The organism is Thalassotalea euphylliae (assembly GCF_003390395.1).
Classification (GTDB): domain Bacteria; phylum Pseudomonadota; class Gammaproteobacteria; order Enterobacterales; family Alteromonadaceae; genus Thalassotalea_F; species Thalassotalea_F euphylliae_C.
On the sequence record NZ_QUOV01000001.1, the window covers coordinates 4,206,418 to 4,225,057 of the forward strand.

Annotated in this window: 13 protein-coding genes; 5 read left to right on the top strand and 8 right to left on the bottom strand. The window is 44.8% G+C overall.

From position 1 onward, the window contains the following. Window positions 1-45: 45 nt before the first annotated feature. The 6 genes from DXX92_RS18405 to katG all read right to left on the bottom strand — a co-directional run bounded on the left by DXX92_RS18405 (window position 46) and on the right by katG (window position 9,934). A complete protein-coding gene (locus tag DXX92_RS18405) occupies window positions 46-1,335 on the bottom strand; it encodes a sensor histidine kinase (protein WP_181901786.1) in 1,290 nt (429 codons plus the stop codon). Window positions 1,336-1,348: 13 nt separating this feature from the next. Beyond that, complete coding sequence (locus DXX92_RS18410; protein ID WP_245961528.1) at window positions 1,349-2,764, bottom strand: sigma-54-dependent transcriptional regulator; 1,416 nt, start codon at window positions 2,762-2,764, stop codon at window positions 1,349-1,351. A gap of 122 nt (window positions 2,765-2,886) precedes the next feature. Beyond that, window positions 2,887-5,355 carry an FtsX-like permease family protein gene (locus tag DXX92_RS18415; protein ID WP_116002123.1) on the bottom strand — a complete coding sequence of 823 codons (2,469 nt, stop codon included), beginning with the start codon at window positions 5,353-5,355 and terminating at the stop codon, window positions 2,887-2,889. After that, entirely contained in the window at window positions 5,352-6,098 is a 747-nt protein-coding gene (locus DXX92_RS18420; RefSeq protein ID WP_116002124.1) for an ABC transporter ATP-binding protein, read from the bottom strand. Before DXX92_RS18420 ends, DXX92_RS18415 begins: the two co-directional genes overlap by 4 nt. 3 nt (window positions 6,099-6,101) lie before the next feature. Further along, window positions 6,102-7,352 (bottom strand): efflux RND transporter periplasmic adaptor subunit, encoded by a 1,251-nt coding sequence (locus DXX92_RS18425; RefSeq protein WP_147301992.1) that lies wholly within the window; start codon window positions 7,350-7,352, stop codon window positions 6,102-6,104. Between the two features lie 362 nt (window positions 7,353-7,714). After that, window positions 7,715-9,934: a catalase/peroxidase HPI gene (gene katG / locus DXX92_RS18430; protein ID WP_116002126.1), complete on the bottom strand. Its 2,220-nt coding sequence runs from the start codon at window positions 9,932-9,934 to the stop codon at window positions 7,715-7,717. A 120-nt stretch (window positions 9,935-10,054) separates the two neighbouring features. On the opposite strand from katG, the gene DXX92_RS18435 reads away from it, so the two are divergent. From DXX92_RS18435 to DXX92_RS18445, 4 genes are all read left to right on the top strand, one after another. Continuing rightward, on the top strand, window positions 10,055-10,966 hold the full coding sequence (locus tag DXX92_RS18435; RefSeq protein WP_116002127.1) for a hydrogen peroxide-inducible genes activator: 912 nt from the start codon (window positions 10,055-10,057) through the stop codon (window positions 10,964-10,966). Between the two features lie 451 nt (window positions 10,967-11,417). Beyond that, window positions 11,418-11,561 (top strand): hypothetical protein, encoded by a 144-nt coding sequence (locus DXX92_RS19125; RefSeq protein WP_181901787.1) that lies wholly within the window; start codon window positions 11,418-11,420, stop codon window positions 11,559-11,561. A 102-nt stretch (window positions 11,562-11,663) separates the two neighbouring features. Then, window positions 11,664-11,876, top strand: a complete 213-nt coding sequence (locus DXX92_RS18440) for a DUF2061 domain-containing protein (RefSeq protein ID WP_116002128.1) — start codon at window positions 11,664-11,666, stop codon at window positions 11,874-11,876. Between the two features lie 60 nt (window positions 11,877-11,936). Then, window positions 11,937-12,413, top strand: coding sequence for a Dps family protein (locus tag DXX92_RS18445; RefSeq protein WP_116002129.1), 477 nt, complete (start codon window positions 11,937-11,939; stop codon window positions 12,411-12,413). A gap of 131 nt (window positions 12,414-12,544) precedes the next feature. Here DXX92_RS18445 and DXX92_RS18450 read toward each other — a convergent pair whose 3' ends face one another. Both DXX92_RS18450 and DXX92_RS18455 read right to left on the bottom strand, forming a co-directional pair. Beyond that, on the bottom strand, window positions 12,545-14,755 hold the full coding sequence (locus tag DXX92_RS18450) for a xanthine dehydrogenase family protein molybdopterin-binding subunit (protein WP_116002130.1): 2,211 nt from the start codon (window positions 14,753-14,755) through the stop codon (window positions 12,545-12,547). After that, on the bottom strand, window positions 14,748-15,221 hold the full coding sequence (locus DXX92_RS18455) for a (2Fe-2S)-binding protein (RefSeq protein WP_116002131.1): 474 nt from the start codon (window positions 15,219-15,221) through the stop codon (window positions 14,748-14,750). The genes DXX92_RS18450 and DXX92_RS18455 overlap by 8 nt, the downstream gene beginning before the upstream one ends. 219 nt (window positions 15,222-15,440) lie before the next feature. On the opposite strand from DXX92_RS18455, the gene DXX92_RS18460 reads away from it, so the two are divergent. After that, a complete protein-coding gene (locus DXX92_RS18460; RefSeq protein WP_116002132.1) occupies window positions 15,441-18,638 on the top strand; it encodes an ATP-binding protein in 3,198 nt (1,065 codons plus the stop codon). The last annotated feature ends 2 nt before the right edge of the window (window positions 18,639-18,640 follow it).

The following is an 18,640-nucleotide window of genomic DNA, read 5'->3' on the forward strand; positions in this document are numbered from 1 at the left end:
GAGCCATGATGCAATGCTATCGCCTTTTCACAGAAGCAAAGAGCGTTAGCTTTGTAGTGGCCAAATCAGCTCAACTTTCGCGCCGATTCCCGCATTATCCTGATTACCAACTTTCACATCTGAATCAGCCACATTGGAAAGCCTGACAACTCCGCCGTGTTTATTCAACACAGTTTCAACAAAGGCTAAGCCGATACCGGCACCATTAGCCTTGGTAGTAAACAACGGCGTAATAGCGTTGTCGATATTGGAAAAGCCGGTGCCATTATCAATCACACTCAGGTATTGCTGATTATCTTGCTGATAATAATTTACCTTGATAACCACACCCTGAGTATCTTTCGACTCAACCGCATTTTTAACTAAATTCATCAGCACTTGCGCCATCAGTTGCGAGTCGGCGTAACAGATATGTTGACCGGTAAACGTCAGTGAATCTTTTTCGGTTAACAGCACTTTGGTTTGCTCAACCAAGGCAGGTAATTCAAAACGCTCTTTATTGGGCTCTGGAATTTTTGCCACTTCCGCAAAGCGTTCGACAAAGTTCAGCAAGCCGCTCGAGCGGGTTTTAACACGCTCAAGCACTTTACGCGTTTGCACTGTATCCAAGGTTTGCATCGACAATAAGGTTTCTGCCATTGACGACATCGGCGTTAGCGTATTTCTCAGCTCATGACTCAGCACGCGCACGAGGTTTTTCTGCACCGCCTGCTCGCTTTGTTTAAGTTCGCTGGCAATATCAATGGCGGTAAACAAATGGATAGGTTGTTGCTGAAAGTTAATCAGACTGGACTGACAACGCCAATTTGACGCCAGCGCTGAGTGATTAAGCTGCTTATTTTGCTCAACAAAGCCTAGCGCTTTAGCACTCATGCCTTGTAATAAGCTGATTTCAGCAATGTCGTATGCCGCTCGGTTGGCATAGCTGAGCGTGTAGTCTTGCTCAAATATCACCACAGCTATCGGCAAGTCTTCAAAGAGCTGACCAAATAACATGGTCAGTGAAGCATTTGCGCCGCTATTCACTGTAGACTGTTGATAAAGCTGTGTGATCTCATCACTCAAATCATCGAGCAATGTCGATTTACCACGCTGAGCAAGCGAGACACCTGACTCTCCCATGGCTAGGCTTTGCGTGTAGGTGGTTAAACGCATTATCGAAGATGACCAAAACTGCCATGTGCGCCACGCCAGCCAACACAGTGGGTAACTCAACAAAAACACTGAGGTTACCGTGGCAAGCATGGACCAGCCCCACGCAGTCGTTAATAGCACGACTAAGGTAATAAAAGCGAGTACAAAGCAGGTCAGGGCGAATTTGATCTTAAATTCCACTGAGCGAAACCTGCTACTCAAGGTCAAATTCCTCTTTATCGAGCTGATACTTTTCCATTCGGCGATACAACGCATTGCGCGAAATACCCAGTGCTGCAGCCGCCTTACTGATATGGCCTTGATATTTTTTCAGCGCTTTCCTGATCATCTCAAATTCAATGTCATCAAGCGGTCGAAGTTCTCTATCACTAACTTCATTGCTAGCATGCTCTGATGACAGAGGCTCAGACAGCATAATATGTGCACTTAAAATTTCTGTCTCGCGACACAAAATCACCGCTCGCTCTATCACATGGCTAAGTTCGCGAATATTACCCGGCCATGAATGAGCATTCAGCATCGCTATAACATCTTTGCTTAATGTTAGCGTTGGCTTGTTGTATTTGGCTGAAAACTTTTCGATCAAGCTATTGCACAGCGGCACAATATCTTCTTTACGCTCTCTAAGCGGCGGTAATGTGAGCACAAAGGTATTTAAGCGAAATTTAAGATCGCGTCTAAACGCACCAGTCTCCACTAACTGAGCCAAATCGGCATTGGTGGCGCTGATCAATCGTACATCTGCACGCAAAGTTTGGCTGGCACCAACAGGTTCAAATTCGCCGCTTTCTAGTACCCGTAACATTTTGGGCTGAACACTAGCAGGCAGAGTGCCGATTTCGTCCAAAAACAATGTGCCATGTTGCGCCAATTCAAAGCGCCCTTGGCGATTTTCACGCGCATCAGTAAAAGCACCTTTTTTATGACCGAATAATTCACTTTCAAATAAATTTTCTGGGATTGCGCCCATATTCACCGAGATAAAAGGGGCTGAGTTTCGGCCAGATAGTTGGTGTATACGCTGAGCAAGTAATGATTTTCCGGTGCCATTTTCACCTAAAATCAAAACGCTGGCTTGCGTGTCAGCCACTTGATCAATCATAGCTTCAAGTTGCTGCATCGCTTGAGATTCCGCAATCCAGTTTGCAGTAATAGAATCCGTATTCGTTTTACGATTGGCGACTTTTTGGGGGGAGGACTCACCATCAATAGGTATTTTAGCTATTTGCTTGTCGACTATTTGTTTATCGATGATACCCAACAGCTTTTGGTTATCCCATGGCTTTTCAATAAAGTCAGCAGCACCTAATTGCATACCTTTGACCGCGAGTTCAATATTTCCCCAAGCCGTCATCAGTACCGTTGTGATATTTTGCTGCGCTAACTGCGACAGTACTTCCAACCCTTCAGTGCCACTAGTGGTATCACGACTGAAATTCATGTCTAGTAGCACTAATCTGGGTTTAACACGAGCAGTGATGCTCGCTAATTCGGCAGGTGAGCCCGCTTCCATTACCTGATAACCTTCATTGGTCAGCAGCATAGACAAGGCCAATCGAATATCTTCATCGTCATCCACAACAACGACCAGCCCTTTGTTCATTTGCATAGTGCTCCTTAACATAACGCTCTTTAAAATAGCGCTCCTTAAATTAACGGCCTCAAACTGCGACGTTCGAGGCCGTTATTGCATCCAAAATTGATAAATAGTTTGCTTGGCTATTTACCTGGTTAAAGCTCTCTTAGTACCCGCATTGGATCTTTACGGATAACCAACCAGCCAGGCAGTGCCACTGATAGTATCATCACTATCGCAAGCGCCAAGTTAATCAGCGATGTTACCATCCAGTCAAACGCTGGCGCACTGTTAAAGAAGGTCAGTAAATACTGGTAGCTAGTCACCGCTGCCAATACGCCTAGTCCTAATCCAAACGCTAACATCCAAATAGAATCTTGCAGCAACAAGCGTAGCAAGCGACTTTGTTTAGCCCCCGTTGCCATGCAAACCGCCAGTTCATAGCGTTTTTGGCTCGCGGTCATTTGACTCAAACCGGAAACACCAATCGCAGCTAACGCTAATGTGAGTGCCGCCAGCCCCATCACCACGTACATATTTAAGCGAGTGGCTGCCGTCACCGTATTCCAGCGCTGTTGCATAGAATCAACTTGTACGTCACTCAAGCGCGAATCCATACCAACAAGCAGCTGCTCAACCTCTTCTCGCTGCAACTCTTGCGCGTCAGGCATAATCACCACGGCAGACAAGCGATTTAGCACAATGCGCGATGGGTTACTATAGTAGACTTCTGGGGCATCAATGTTCAAGGTGCCGCCCGGTAGTGGAATCGTATCTTCAACAATACCCACTACCTTGAAAATATCTTCTGTATCGGTTCCCATTTTAAGCTCTTTACCAATCATTGCTTGCCATGGTTCATTGCCAGCACGGTCGATGGCAAACGAGCGTGAGATCAAGACATGCGGCAAGTCGATATCCGTCTCGTTCAAATCTCTACCTGCTAATAGCTCGATATCAAACTTAGCCAATAACCCCTCCGCCCACATTTGTGGTCGTATCATCACAGAATCACCGGTATCAGGATCAGGAAAGGCACTCATCGAGACATTACCAGACAGGGGCAAGGCATTGATATCGATAACATCGCCACCCAAGTTCGACAGACGCTCAACCAAATTGGCTCTCAGTTGTTGCCATTCACTGCCGCGATACTGTTCGTATTCAGCCAATGAGGTTTGCCAAGTTTCATCGCCAATCGCCATGCTCACTTCGAAGGCATTGGGCATACTGTAACCAAGATTTGCATAAGCACTATTAAAACTGTCTTTAACAGAAATACTGGCACCGGTGAGCAATACACAAGCCAAGGTTAATTGCACTATCATCAGCGCTTTACTAACCAGTTGATTTTGCTGAGCTGGCGTACCTTTACCACTGGAATTTAAACTATCGGTCAGTGCAGTTTTATCGACATAAATTAAAGCGACCATGGCAAAAATAAAGTTGATCATGCCAATCAATGCTAAGGCGATAAGTACACTGCTAGTACTCAGTGATATTTGTTCGACTAGCGGCAGGTTATCGCCCGCTAAGGTAGGTAGACTCTGAATTAGCCAGCCAGCGGCAATCAGCCCAAGTGTGGTTGCCAGTAAAAACATCGGTAGATTTTCGGTGAAAATTAAGCCGCGCAGTCGACCCAAGGTCGAGCCCATACACATTTGAATGGCAAACTCTTTGTTTCTACTTTGATAGTGGGCAATAAACATATTGAGCAAGTTGAGACTCGCCATCACCAATAAACTAAACATGGCGAACATCAATACGAAGACTAGCTGGCGACTATCACCAATAAATGAATCCCGGTAGCTTACGACTTCACCTGTGACGGCTTTGCTGAGCAGAAAATCACGAGCGCGGTCATTGCTGATCTCCGCATTCACGTAATCAACAAACCACGACTCTAGATCTTCAGGAGTTGGAAGCGCACTTTTATCCCCTCTAACAAAGGTAATCGGCCCTAAGTTAAGTACAACTGCATCAGGTGATTCCAGGGTTGCTTGCAAGTTTTGAAATTGCCAGATTTGTTCGCTTGACTGCTCACTCAGATTCACTGAATTAAGGCTGGTTAAATTGTCAAACACCCCAAAAATAGGATACTCAGTGCCATCTAGGCGCAGTATCTGCTGCGATAAATCTTCAGCGCCGCCAAACATTGATTGCCACAACGCCTTAGAAATCCAAATACCGTCTTCCACATTATCAATGTCACTGCCTTGACCATTTAGTAGCGATAAACCTAGCAATTCCGGCGAGCCTGCGGTGGCATTAAAGCGCGTTACTTGAACTTCATTACCGCCAAGCTCAATAGGCACAGTATCTGACGCGATATTGCCCCAAGCAAGGTCGTCGCCATAGAGCTTTTTGATCGCCGCGATACGTCTTGGCTCACTAAAAAACGGCACGGTTAAATCTTCATTAAATGCCAGATTCAATTCAATGCGATACAGATCATTCTCGTCGATGTCGGCCAGTGGTTGGTAAAGCAGCGTATTGGCCACCGCAATTACGGTTAGCACAGCAGCTAACGTTAACCCTAAGGTGGTGATCAGGGGTAAACTCAAGCGTGGCAGGTTGAATATGCGGGCGATGCCCTGCTGAAAAGCCTTGCTGTATAATCTCATGCCACTTCCTTTTCACTCTTTGTTTGCAAACAATTGGTTTGCAACTTATCGCTTTGCAACTGTTTTTCACCGACAATTTTGCCGTCTAACAGTTGAATTTGGCGATCTGCCAAACCACTGTAGCGGCTGTCATGGGTGACCATGACTATGGTTGAACCTTGCTTGTTAAGCTCAATCAGTAGCTTCATTACAGCATCACCATTTTTGGTATCTAAGTTACCGGTTGGCTCGTCCACTAAAATAAGATCTGGGTTGCCAACCAAGGCTCTAGCGATTGCCACCCGTTGCTGCTGACCACCGGAAATTTGATTCGGCTTATAGTTTACGCGGTGCTGCATTCCCACTTTCGTTAGCGCGGCCAGCACTTCTTGCTTGATCACCTCAGGTTTTTCACCTCGGTGCTCAAGCGGCAGCGCGACATTGTCGTATACCGACATTGAATCAATTAGGTTAAACGATTGAAAAACATAGCCAATATGCTGGTTTCTAACATGAGTGCGCTGATCGACTTTTAACCCTGTGGTATCAATACCACTCAGTTGATAACTGCCGTCACTCGCGCTATCCAGCAAACCCATAATGGTTAATAGTGTTGATTTACCGCAGCCTGATGGGCCGGTAATAGCAACGAACTCGCCTTGGTAAATGGTTAGTGACACCCCTTGCAAAGCGTGTGTTTCAATTTCAGTACCGACATATTTTTTGTGAATGTTTTCCATACTGACGACAGTGTTATTAGTCATTTTTTACCCCTGTTGATCGATATTGATTGTTTGATATGCCGACCATGTGTCAGGCATTTGTGAAATAAATTGCTCGTCTGCGCTAATGCCAGACTCGATAATGAGCTTACCCTTAGTTAAATCGCCCAATTGAATGTTTCTTTTCGTCGCTGTTGTAGTGCTATCTGTGGTTAACACAAAGCGCTCTAGCTGGGACATTGGACGTAAGCCTGCCACTTGTTTGATATACAGAGCATTTTCTTTGGTGTGCATAAATATTTGCCCGGTAACCGGTGCTAATGGTCTGGCATCGGCAGGCAACTCGCTCGCTAGCGCCACTTCCGCAAGCACATTACCGTTGGTTACCAAAGATTCGATACGGGCGATTGTGCCACTAATGGTTCCCTTGCGAGTGGCTAGTTCGACAGGCGCACCAATAATAATTTGATCCGCTTGATGTTGCGGTACTCGCAGCCTTGCTAACAAAGAATCTACTGAACCGACACGTCCTAAAATCGCACCTTGTGGTAAAGACTCACCCGTTTCAACCGCTAAACTTTGTAGCGTGCCATGAATACCCGCTTTTACTTGTAAATCATCCAGTTGCTGCTGCAATAACGCGACTTCTTGGCTTTGCTGCTCCAGAGCAATTTGACGTTGTTTTAACTGAAACGCCTGCACTTTGAGAAAGTGCTGATACTTTTGCTGTTCAAATGCGAGCTTTTTCCCTTGCTGATTTACCGACAATTCCGCTCTGATGATATCCAATTTGGCAGAGACACCGCGCTCGGAAAGTTCATTGTTCACTCTCAACTCTAACTGGGCTCTTTCCAATGCCGACTCGATATCGACAATGCGGCCTTGGTAATCTAGGCGCTCATTTTCTTGCTCTAACTCAAACGACTCTAACTGAGCTTTGCTGGCATCTAAATTTCCCACAGCTGACTGATAAGCCAAGTTCAGTTCAGGGTTTGCTAACGACAAAATCACCGTTTCTGGCGTAACAATTGCGCCGGGTTTAACGTGAATATTTGCCACTTTGCCTGATGCTTGTGAAGTCAACATGCGCTCTTGTGCAGAATACAATTCACCAAAAGCTTGGCTAAATAAATCCACTTGCCCTTGTTCAACCTTGAGTAAAGTCAATTTATCGCTAGCCACTGTCGGCACACTATCCGCCTGATAAAAATATAAAATACAGGCAATTAAGCCCACAAACGTGGCGGCTGCATATTTGAGTTTCATGGACTTTTTACGCGGTATCTGAATTTCCACAATGGCTCCCTTCTCGATTTTTAATTCATTATGCTAGGGGTAATGAAAAATCTGCGCCAAGTTTATTGTTATTAAATATCAATAACTTAAGTGAAAAAATATTGAGATGTTCGGATTTGAATGTATGTTTTCAAACAATTATGTTCGATTTCGAACAATCAATATTTAAGTGTTCGCTCGGTGAAAACGTTAGAAATCTATTAGCTACCTAGCTAGTTCGGAAGGACGCAAAGCAAGTTACGGATAGAAAGATTAAAGCTAAAAATATAAAGAGCCGCAAGTGCGGCTCTTTAAGTGGAGTTGTGTGAGCACCTACTAGTGAGCACACATTTTATTTTGGATTTTCGTTCGACTCTAAAGACTTAGTTTTTTAAGTCAAAGCGGTCAAGCTGCATTACTTTAACCCAAGCAGCAATGAAGTCATCGTAGAACTTCTGCTTCGCATCAGCTGAAGCATAAACTTCGGCAATTGCACGTAGCTCTGAGTTCGAACCGAAGATTAGGTCAACAGGTGTTGCTGTCCACATTGCTTTGCCAGACGCACGCTCTTTACCTTGGTAAATACCTTCTTGGTTGGTTTTGCTCCACGTGTAGCGCATATCCAATAAGTTAGTAAAGAAGTCGTTGTTCAACGTACCTGGCTTATCAGTGAATACACCGTGCTCGCTGCCATCGTAGTTGATGTTAATGCTACGTAAGCCACCTAATAATACCGTCATTTCTGGTACTGTTAGACCAAGCATGTTGGCTTTATCAACCATCATTTCAGTTGGGCCGAAGTATGAAGCGTCAGTGAAGTAGTTACGGAACGCATCTGCTTTTGGCTCTAAATGAGCAAATGAAGGTACTTCAGTTTGTGCTTGAGAAGCGTCAACACGACCCGCAGCAAATGGTACAGACACTTTCATGCCAGCATCTTTCGCCGCTTGCTCGATACCGGCAGCACCAGCTAAGACAATAACGTCAGCTAGTGATACATCACGGCGAGACTTCTTGTTCCACGCCTTTTGTACATCTTCTAGCTTAGCTAATGCTTTGCTTAATTCTTTCGGGTTGTTAACTGCCCAGCTTGCTTGTGGCTCTAAACGAACACGTGCACCATTGGCACCACCACGCATATCAGTTACACGGTGACTTGCCGCTGACGCCCATGCAGTGCGCACTAGCTCAGAGGTTGTTAAACCAGTTTTCAAGATTTGCTTTTTAAGTTTCGCAGCATCTTTTTCACTGATTTGCTTACCTTTCGCTTCTGGCAATGGGTCTTGCCATAACAACACTTCTGATGGTACATCAGCACCAACATAACGCGCACGAGGGCCCATGTCACGGTGCGTTAGCTTGAACCATGCTTTGGCGAAAGCTAAATCAAACTCTTTTGGATCAGCTCTGAAACGTTCAACAATTTTGCGGAATGCCGGATCTTCTTTTAACGCAATATCCGTAGTGAACATGATAGGCGCATTACGCTTACCCGGAATGTGTGCATCTGGCACTAGGTTCGCTGCTGCAGGGTTATCTGGGATCCACTGCTTAGCACCTGCTGGGCTTTTCGTTAATACCCAGTTGAAGTTCATTAGGTTATCTAAGTAGTTAGTTGACCAACGGGTTGGTGTTACTGTCCACGCACCTTCTAATCCACTGGTGGTTGCATCAGCACCTTTACCGGTACCACAGCTGTTTTTCCAACCTAAACCTTGTTGTTCGATCGGCGCTGCCGCTGGTTCTTTGCCAATACAGTCGCTTGGCTTTTTCGCACCATGTGCTTTACCTAAGGTGTGACCACCCGCAATTAAGGCAACAATTTCTTCGTCGTTCATCGCCATGCGGCCAAATGACATACGAATATCGTTAGCAGCTAATAGTGGATCTGGCTTACCGTGTGGGCCTTCTGGGTTAACGTAAATTAAGCCCATTTCAACCGCTGCCATTGGGCCTTTTAATTTGCCAAATTTGTCGCGACGCTTGTCTTTTAGAAACGCTTTTTCTGGACCCCAGTAAACTAAATCGGGTTCCCAATCATCTGAACGGCCACCAGCAAAACCAAAGGTTTCAAAGCCCATTGATTCAAGTGCAACATTACCCGCAAGTACCATTAAGTCAGCCCATGAAAGGCTTGCACCGTACTTTTGCTTAACAGGCCATAACAGGCGGCGTGCTTTGTCTAAGTTGGCGTTATCTGGCCAGCTATTTAAAGGCGCTAAACGATGTTGACCACCTGCTGCACCACCACGACCATCAGCAACACGGTATACACCAGCGCTATGCCATGCCATACGGATCATTAATGGACCATAGTGACCCCAGTCAGCTGGCCACCAGTCTTGTGAATCGGTAAGCGTAGTTTCAATATCTTTTTTGACTGTTGCTAGGTCCAGCTTGGCGAATGCTTTTGCGTAATTGAAATCAGCACCGTAAGGGTTAGATTCTGGGCTGTGCTGACGAAGTGGGGCTAAGTTTAGTTGCTCAGGCCACCAAAATTGATTGGTTTTTGCTTCACCTACTGACGCAGATACTGACATTGATGCCGTGCCGAACATCATGCCAGCAGCGACTGCAGCAGATAAGATCTTATTAAATTTCATTTGTTCCCCCTAGAAGGATAGTTAGGTGTAACTACTCTGTTCAGCGAAAGTATAGGAGATTCCCAAGCAATCGAAATTTGATTAAAATGAACGTTATATTCGATTTATTAGAACAACAAGATGATTTCTCTTAAGCAAATCAATTACGCGCTAGCGGTTGGTAAAACCTTGCACTTTAAAAAAGCCGCAGAAATGTGCAACGTGTCGCAGTCAGCATTAAGCTCTGCTATTAATGAAATGGAAACTCAGCTTGGCCTCAAAGTATTCGAACGTAATAACAAGCACGTTTTTATTACTGATATCGGTCAGCAAGTGTTAGCAAAGGCTCAACAAGTTAAGTTGGAACTTGAAGAACTTATGCAGCTGTCACAAATGGATAAATCACCGCTGAGTACCCCAATGACGCTTGGCATTATTCCAACCATTGGCCCTTACTTATTACCGAAAGTGCTACCGGAAGTACGCAAAAACTACCCAGATTTTCGCTTAAAAATTGTTGAAGCACAGTCGCACGAGTTAGTTGATCGAGTGCGCACAGGTGATTTAGACGCGGCAATTTTAGCACTACCTTATGCGATTGATGGCTTGATGAGTTTCGAATTTTGGCAAGAAGACTTTTATATGGTTTGCCACCACGAAGAATGCCCTGCCAACACGAAAGAAATCAGCACGCAAGAAATGGCAATGGACAAGCTCATGTTGCTCAAGGAAGGACATTGCTTAAAAGATCACGCCCTTGCTGCTTGCCAACATAAAAGCGTAGAGAAAGACTCAACCTTTGATGCCACTAGCTTACATACAATAGTCCAGATGGTAGCAGGTAAATTAGGCACCACGTTAGTACCAGAGATGGCACTACAACAATTGCTACATAACGAAAGTGAACTGCGCGCATTACACTTAAATGAGCCAGGCCCGCACCGTAGCATTGCCTTTATTATTCGTCCTAACTACGTTAAAACCAATGACATTGAAGTGTTGATGAAGCTATTTCGTCAGCAACTTAAGTTGCTGTGCACTAAGCCCAAATAGTTACCGAAAACTGCTGCCAATTAGACAACGTTAAACGCAATCATCAAAATAAATCGCGTAATCGTTGAGCCTATGCTGCTGGCAAAGGCTCAACGATTTGCTTGTTAAAACGGCTTGCTTGTCAAAGCCGAATACTGAACGATCCAATTTTCATCTCACTTTCTATTTCACTGTTGTACTTTTCCTGCGCTTTTCTTGCGCTTTTGCTCGCTCTGACTCTCAGGTTTGTTGTTTCACTTAGCTGCTATGTGTTGGTTAGTAATATGTGTTGACGAGTTGAATGCAGGCATAAAACCATTATGTTCGAAAAAACTGATTGTAATAACAATTTTAATTAATTTTTATAATTAACACCTTGGTCGCATACTAGCTTCATCAAACAAACACAGGCACTTGTTATTTCGCTCTACGGGCATTGATAGCAAGCACAAGCAAGATAAGGCTAACCATTATGAAAAATGTTATTCAATCAGTTATTCGCCAGTTCAACCGCAATCATTCCGTTAAAGCGGAAGCTGTTAAAAACAAGGCAAACGAATGTAATTACAAAAACAATTACTACGGCGATCAATTGTGCAAAGTGAAGTTGGGTTAAACCCTGCTCCAATAAAACGTTAGCAATTATTAAACACTTATTAAGTGCTAGGTAATTAACTCAGCTTTAACTGGGCAGAGCAACCAAAATAGGAAACCAACAATGGCTAAAACAACGACCTTCGCAATTACGCATTTTTCTGTCGCCTTTGGCGTCACTTATGCCATTACCGGTGATTTTGTATTGGGTGGCTTAGTTGCCATTGTTGAGCCAGCAATTAATACCGTTGCCTACTTTTTCCATGAAAAAATTTGGGACAAAGCAAAAGCATCAAGTGCCAGTCGCCCCCTCAGCAGATCCGCAGAGTATTGCTAATTTAACCACTAGAAGAAATTAATCGCTGAATTCAGACCAGCAAAGACCCAAGGAATAATGATGAGCGCAAATACAATCAATATCGGAATTAACGAAGCAGACCGAATTAACGTAGCGGAGCAATTAAAGCACTTACTCGCAGACTCATATACGCTTTACCTACAAACACATAATTTTCACTGGAATGTCACTGGTCGCCAATTCCGTGAACTGCATTTAATGTTTGAAGAGCACTACACTGAATTGGCCGATGCGGTTGATGAAATTGCCGAACGCATTCGCACACTAGGCGTTGCAGCACCTGGCACATACAAAGCATTTGCTGCACTAAGCTCAATTGAAGAAGTGGAAGGTGTACCAAGTGCAAGTGACATGGTCAGCATTTTAACCCGAGCTCATGAAACTGTGGTTCGTACCTGCCGCGCAGCACTAAAAGTGGCTCAAGATGCTGATGATGAATCTTCTGCGGCACTAGCTTCAGACCGCATGCGTGTACATGAGAAAACAGCATGGATGTTAAGAGCACTGCTAGACTAATCTCAGCAACCTTGCTTGCAGCAATGTGATAACGATAAGGCAGCACCTAAAGCTTTAGGTGCTGCTTTTTTAGATACTGCTCCTTTCGCTGACTAAGCAAAATCGGCGCTGTTGAAGCCTGCCAAACATCACTAAATAAAATTCACTGTCTTATTCATAGGTAGCTCGCGAATGCGCTTAGCTGTTGCAGCAAAAATCGCATTAGCAAGAGCAGGGGCCGCCGGTGGTACGCCCGGTTCGCCAATGCCTTTAATGGACTGATTGTTTTCCAGTACTTTAATGTGAAATTCCGGTACTTGGTTCAGACGCATCCCTTGATATTGATGATAGTTCGTCTGCTGAGGTGCATAGTTATCGTACGTCAGCTCACAATTGATGGCGTGCCCTAGCCCCCAAATCGCAGCGCCAAACAGTTGCGCCTCAACATTAACCGGATCTAGCACTAGGCCAACATCAGCCACAATATAAACCTTGTCGATACGAATCCCTGCCGGTGTGTTCGTCACATCAACCACATAAGCACAGGCAACGCCAAATGAGCGAGTCATAGCCACTCCGCGCCCACGGTTTTTACTTGGCTTACTGCCTTGCCAGTTAGCAAGTTCAGCTAAGGTTGCCAAGACTTGATCGGCAACAGGGTCGTTACATAGGCGAATACGTTCAGCCATTGGGTCTGCGCCAGCTTGCACAATAAGCTCATCTAAAAATGATTCATGGTAGAAGCCATTTTGTGAAGCGCCAACCGAGCGCCAAGAACTGATCGGCACCATTTCTGGTGCTTTGTAGCCAGTGACTCGATAGTGTTCAATACCATAGGGTTGATCGTCGGCACCTGTGGTGATGGTGGCATCTGGCCCTGGTAGTGCGTTATCTATTCGCCCAAACCAAGACGCCATTAATGAAGCGCTGACCAATTGCATATCCATGGCGACAACTTGTCCGTTACTGACTCGGCCTTTTGCTTTTGCAAGCGTCATTGGCCTTGGGTAATCGTGACTCATGTCTTCTTCGCGTGACCATGTCATTTTTACTGGTGTGCCTTTCATTGCCATGGCGATTTCCACCGCTTGTAATACGTAAGTATCTTCTAAACGGCGACCAAAACTGCCGCCCATTGGCAGCACGTGCAAGTGAACATTCGCTTTGGCATAGCCCGTAAGTTGGGCAACATGATTTTCAATAAAACGGGGAATTTGAGTGCCTGTCCAAATGTCGATGCGGGTATCGGTTATCAACACTGTCGCATTCATTGGCTCTAATGGCGCATGGGCTAAATAGGGGGTGCGGTATTCAGCACTGACTAACTCTGATGGTGTGCCGCTCGCTAACACTTGTTCAACACGCCCGTTATCAAGGCGCTGAATATTCTCAAATTCAGGTTGAATATGGTTTTCAAGTACTTGCCACATTTGCGCTGAATTGGCGGGATAGGGGGCTGGTTGCCATTCAATTTCAATCGCATTTACCGCTTTAAAAGCTCGCCACGTGTTGTCAGCAACCACCGCAACACCATTAGTAATCGGCATAACCCGTTTAACACCGCGCATTTTTTTAGCACTACTGGCATTGAACGACTTTACTGGTGCCCCCAAACCAGGATTGGCGCGAACACTGGCGTAAACCATGTTATCGGCTTGCATATCAATGCCGTAATTTTGTGTTCCCGTTGATTTGGCTAGGGTATCAAGTCGTTGATGTGGCTTGCCTAAGTACCGCCATTGGCTAGCAGGGCGCAGTGTCACCTCATTTTGAGGTGCAATATTGGCAGCACTTGGTGCGAGTTCCTGATAACTAATTGCTCGTTCATCAGGTAAAATCACAAAGCCATTTTCTGTTGTTAATGCCTCAAGTGGCACATTGTAGACAACAGACGCCGCCATTTTTAACGTTTCACGAGCAACCGCTCCTGCCATACGCAAACGCTGATATAAATCTGGTACCGTTGAACTGCCGCCGGTAATTTGAAAACCCAACAACTTACCGATAACATCGCCAAAACCAGGCATAGCTTCGTCAATGACGGCGCCATTATAGTAAGCCAAACTTGGCTTACCTGGGCTAAGAGTCACTTGATAGGGGTCAACATCAAGCTCTTCTGCAAGCAACATGGCCTGAAGTGAATATACTCCTTGGCCTTTGTCAGCCCGTGGGGTTATTAAAGTCACGCCATTGGCATCAATTTTAACGAATGGCGTTAATGCTGCCTCACCTTCTTTTAATCCATCGAGCAACGGGTTGTCTGCAGGCGTTAGATATTTATAGGTACCAAAGGCAATACCACCGGCAATTGCCGCAGAGCCGATTAAGAAAGTGCGACGGGTGAATGTGCCAAGCTTACTCATCAGCAGCCCCTTGGCGCAAAAGCTTACTAGCGCTATAAATCGCTTGTTTGATACGAGGGTAACTGCCACAACGACATAAGTTGCCCGACATGGCGGCATCAATATCACTGTCACTCGGGGTAGGGTTAAACGCCAATAGGGCGGCGGCTTGCATCATCTGGCCCGACTGACAATACCCACATTGCGCCACTTGATGCTCGGCCCATGCTTGTTGCACCGCATGCATCGCTTGAGGTGTTCCAAGTCCTTCAATGGTGGTAATTTTTTGGCCGTCTACCATTTGTGCTTGTAACTGGCATGAGCGCATCGCGGTGCCATTAAAGTGGACAGTGCAGGCACCACATTGCGCTAGGCCACAACCAAACTTAGTGCCCGTTAGTCCCAATTCATCACGCAGTACCCAAAGTAGTGGCATATCATCCTCGACATCAACCTCTACGGCGCTACCGTTTAATTCAAATTTCATGATTCCATTCCATTAGTTATCAGCCAGCTCACGAGCAATAGCTTTTTTATTGAGTCTTGTCAGTAGCATACAATTTAGCATGAAGATGCTCAAACTTTGTACTAACGTTAATAGGCAGAGTTACGATGTGTTGCGCGCTTTAGATTCATTCCATCTGTCCTCCATACTCAATGCCGCCGAAAGGCAATGTTAACTAGATTAACCACAAAGGACGTGCACATGAGACATTGGCGACCATCGCTTGATACCCGCAATCAAAGCAAAGTAAATGAGTTTTGGGTGTTATTCGACACGATTATCAATGAAGCCATTTCACTAGAACCGCTTAAAAGTGCCCAGCAAAAAAATGGCGAAGTCTTTCCCTACTATATTCAACGGCGCTCTTATTTTTCAGCAGAAACGTTAGAAAAACTGAAGAGTAAAATCAGCATAAAATTCAAGCACTATCAATTAGGTGAACAGGAAATTGATTTAATTGGTATGTTGACCAATTACAGTGGCAGAAGACAAATTGCGATAGTGGGTCATCGTGGGGTCGGCAAATCGTCATTTATCAATTATGTTAGCTGGGTTATCCAACAGTCAGGGGTCAACGAAGGCTCACAATTCCTCAATATTGATTGTCGCGCCATAATCGAAAGCGAAGGAAAAATCAGCTTGTGTCAGCTTTTCTACGACGCAGTTGAAGCACTACCTAGCGAGGTTTTTGGCCGAGAGTTATTGAAAAAAGTTAAAGCAATTCTCAAAGAAGACAAAACCGAGAGTATTACTGGTGCACTCACACATTTGAGCCGGCAGTTACAAAAGCCACAAAAAGACAAGTTGGTCGTGGTTTTTGATAATTTAGATCATCTGCATTGCGACTTCATTGCCAAAGCAACCGCGTTATCACGGCAAATTAGCATTCAAACCGACTTGCCAACTATTGTGTGCATTCGTCCCAACAGTATGCAGCGCCTTGCATTGCGGGGAAATTCCCGAGCTATGTTTGGTTATCGACTTAATTTGTCACCACCTGATTTTACTGTTTGGTTTAACATGTTGGGTGAGCGTGTGGTCAACACCTTTATGAAGCATCGCAGCAGCAATAAAACCACCTATAAACTCTACAATCGTACGGTCACCAAAACTAATCTACTGAACTTTTTTTCAAGCGTGAATCACCTACTGCGTGGTCGCCAACCTGATGATGATGTATTTAAGCTGATGGAAACCATTAGCTCTGATGACACTCGCCATTTAGCCTTAATTATTATGCGCTTATTTTGTCATCATGGATTTCCGGTTTACCCATTGTTCTTGCAAAAAACAATAGAAGGGCATTTGCATCATCCTTTGCATTACTTGATGCGCGCTGAACACGATATCTACCGCAGTGACACGTCGTTGATCACTATTCCAAACCTGCTATACGTCGAGTGTGGTAATGAAGAATCTTATTTATTGCCATATCGTACTTTATCGCTGATTGCCGATGGTGTGATCATCTACAAAAACATAGTCGCTTGTTTAAATTTGATGGGCTATTCCGAACGTTTAGTCCAACAGACCTTAAACAAACTGATGTTGACTCTGTTAATTCGTGGCACGACCTCGGTTTCGATTGATCGCGTAGGTGAACCAGAAGCCTTTTATCTAACGCAGTCCGGGCATTATTACGTGGAATCGTTTATCAGCACACCAGATTACCTCACTAATGTAATGCTTGACGTGAAAGCCGAGCACAAGTCCTTCTATACATACTGCAATAGCCGCAAAAGCGATACAGAGTTTACACCTAGGCTTGTTGACCTACTTGATTCAATTGAAGAGTACTTAAAAAAGGCATTTGAATTAGAAAAGTCAGCACTAACTAAGTTGACGTCAAAACCGAAAAGTGAACCTTTATATCAACTAACGAAGTCGATTCATAATTTTGGTTTTCTCACTGATCGTATTTGGGAAGGACTAACATCGCTACTCAAGCGCATAGATGGCAGTAAATTTAAGCGGTTAGCTGAAATTGAATTAATGGCACAAGAAGTAATTGAAGAGGTGCACTCATTTCGCGAACACCGATTTCAAGAACTCCTTAACAAGTGCACTAACGAACACAATTTTGAACATTGCGAGCTAGACTTCAATATCCAAGAAACCAATGTTCAACTGCTGCTCGACAATGGTATGGGAGGCACCAATATCAAAGTAGCAGTAGACGCCAATGGCTCCTATACCAGAGATTCAACTTACCTTATCGCATTAGCGGCTAACGATGGTGAAGGTGAGGTTTATTACGCAACGAAAGCAACCGGCTATTTTAATTCTGCGCACCAGAAATCTCAGTACATTAGGAATTATCAAACCTTTCCAAGCTTGAATTTGCCATTTGAACAAGCCTGTGAAAAACAGCGCTATAACGTCAAACTAACGCAAGTCACCCCAAGTCGCGAGGATATCGTGCGTTCGAATCTGGCGATCATCAACACTTACCTGAATCAAAATACCCTAAAAATTGTCTTATCGATTGTTGGCGGCGACGACTGCAGCGAACACATCATCGGCTCACATGCTGATTTTCCGGCGCTTCAAAGCTTAGTGGACGAACAAGTGTCGAGCATTAGTGCCTTAGCAAGCCAAGGAAAGTTAACCCATGCCGCACTTGATGTTGCAGGTTCTACACTGGCGTCGAATATTCTTACCCCTGAAGGCGAATCATTGCTTGCCACCCATTTGCATATGGTGAATAAAGCCGTGTTGTGCATCAATCGTGAGCTTCTAGGCATCCCTTGGGAGTGGATTAGACCGCGTCCGAAACCAGGTGCCCAAACCTTAGCAATAGGTCAGGCATGGCATCTTTATCGCAACGTGTTGGATGACAGCAATTTTGTCAAAATTGACTTCACCGCATTTGATTATCAGCTTTCGACTGATAAATATTTAGCATTCGGCATTCAGCCTGCTGAAGAGATTGAGCAAACGGTAAATACGCCAAGTTCACTACCTGAGCTTTACCAGCATTTAGAGTCCAGTAGCATTATTCACTTGGTTGGGCATCATGATGAAAGCAATGCCAACATAGTGTTGGGCGAAAGTAGTATCGGTAGTATTGACGATCACAAGCTTACGATTAATTACGCAGAAGCAGACGCATATAGCTTTGAGGGTAAAGATAGCCTGCTAGTGCTATCGTCTTGTGGCGTATCACTATCACCTTATCACAACAATATCGCGATCAAACTATGTGAGCGAAACGGCTGCGAAGTTTGGTCGCCCCTGATCATTATTCCTTACCAATACGCCCAACAATTACATCATCATTTCGCCCAGCTTCACCAGCAAGAACAAGAAATGTCGATTGCTGCTGTATGGGAGCATGTCATGAAATGCGATACAACGATCGCAGAGCGTATTTACACCCGCTATTTAAATATGGAGTAGCT

What these genes read in the sequence shown, in the direction of transcription:
- DXX92_RS18415 (WP_116002123.1), bottom strand. Translation starts at nt 5,355, where the DNA reads ATGAGATTATACAGCAAGGCTTTTCAGCAGGGCATCGCCCGCATATTC.
- DXX92_RS18455 (WP_116002131.1), bottom strand. Translation starts at nt 15,221, where the DNA reads ATGAAATTTGAATTAAACGGTAGCGCCGTAGAGGTTGATGTCGAGGAT.
- DXX92_RS18435 (WP_116002127.1), top strand. Translation starts at nt 10,055, where the DNA reads ATGATTTCTCTTAAGCAAATCAATTACGCGCTAGCGGTTGGTAAAACC.
- DXX92_RS19125 (WP_181901787.1), top strand. Translation starts at nt 11,418, where the DNA reads ATGAAAAATGTTATTCAATCAGTTATTCGCCAGTTCAACCGCAATCAT.
- DXX92_RS18445 (WP_116002129.1), top strand. Translation starts at nt 11,937, where the DNA reads ATGAGCGCAAATACAATCAATATCGGAATTAACGAAGCAGACCGAATT.
- DXX92_RS18410 (WP_245961528.1), bottom strand. Translation starts at nt 2,764, where the DNA reads ATGCAAATGAACAAAGGGCTGGTCGTTGTTGTGGATGACGATGAAGAT.
- DXX92_RS18450 (WP_116002130.1), bottom strand. Translation starts at nt 14,755, where the DNA reads ATGAGTAAGCTTGGCACATTCACCCGTCGCACTTTCTTAATCGGCTCT.
- DXX92_RS18460 (WP_116002132.1), top strand. Translation starts at nt 15,441, where the DNA reads ATGAGACATTGGCGACCATCGCTTGATACCCGCAATCAAAGCAAAGTA.
- DXX92_RS18420 (WP_116002124.1), bottom strand. Translation starts at nt 6,098, where the DNA reads ATGACTAATAACACTGTCGTCAGTATGGAAAACATTCACAAAAAATAT.
- katG (WP_116002126.1), bottom strand. Translation starts at nt 9,934, where the DNA reads ATGAAATTTAATAAGATCTTATCTGCTGCAGTCGCTGCTGGCATGATG.
- DXX92_RS18440 (WP_116002128.1), top strand. Translation starts at nt 11,664, where the DNA reads ATGGCTAAAACAACGACCTTCGCAATTACGCATTTTTCTGTCGCCTTT.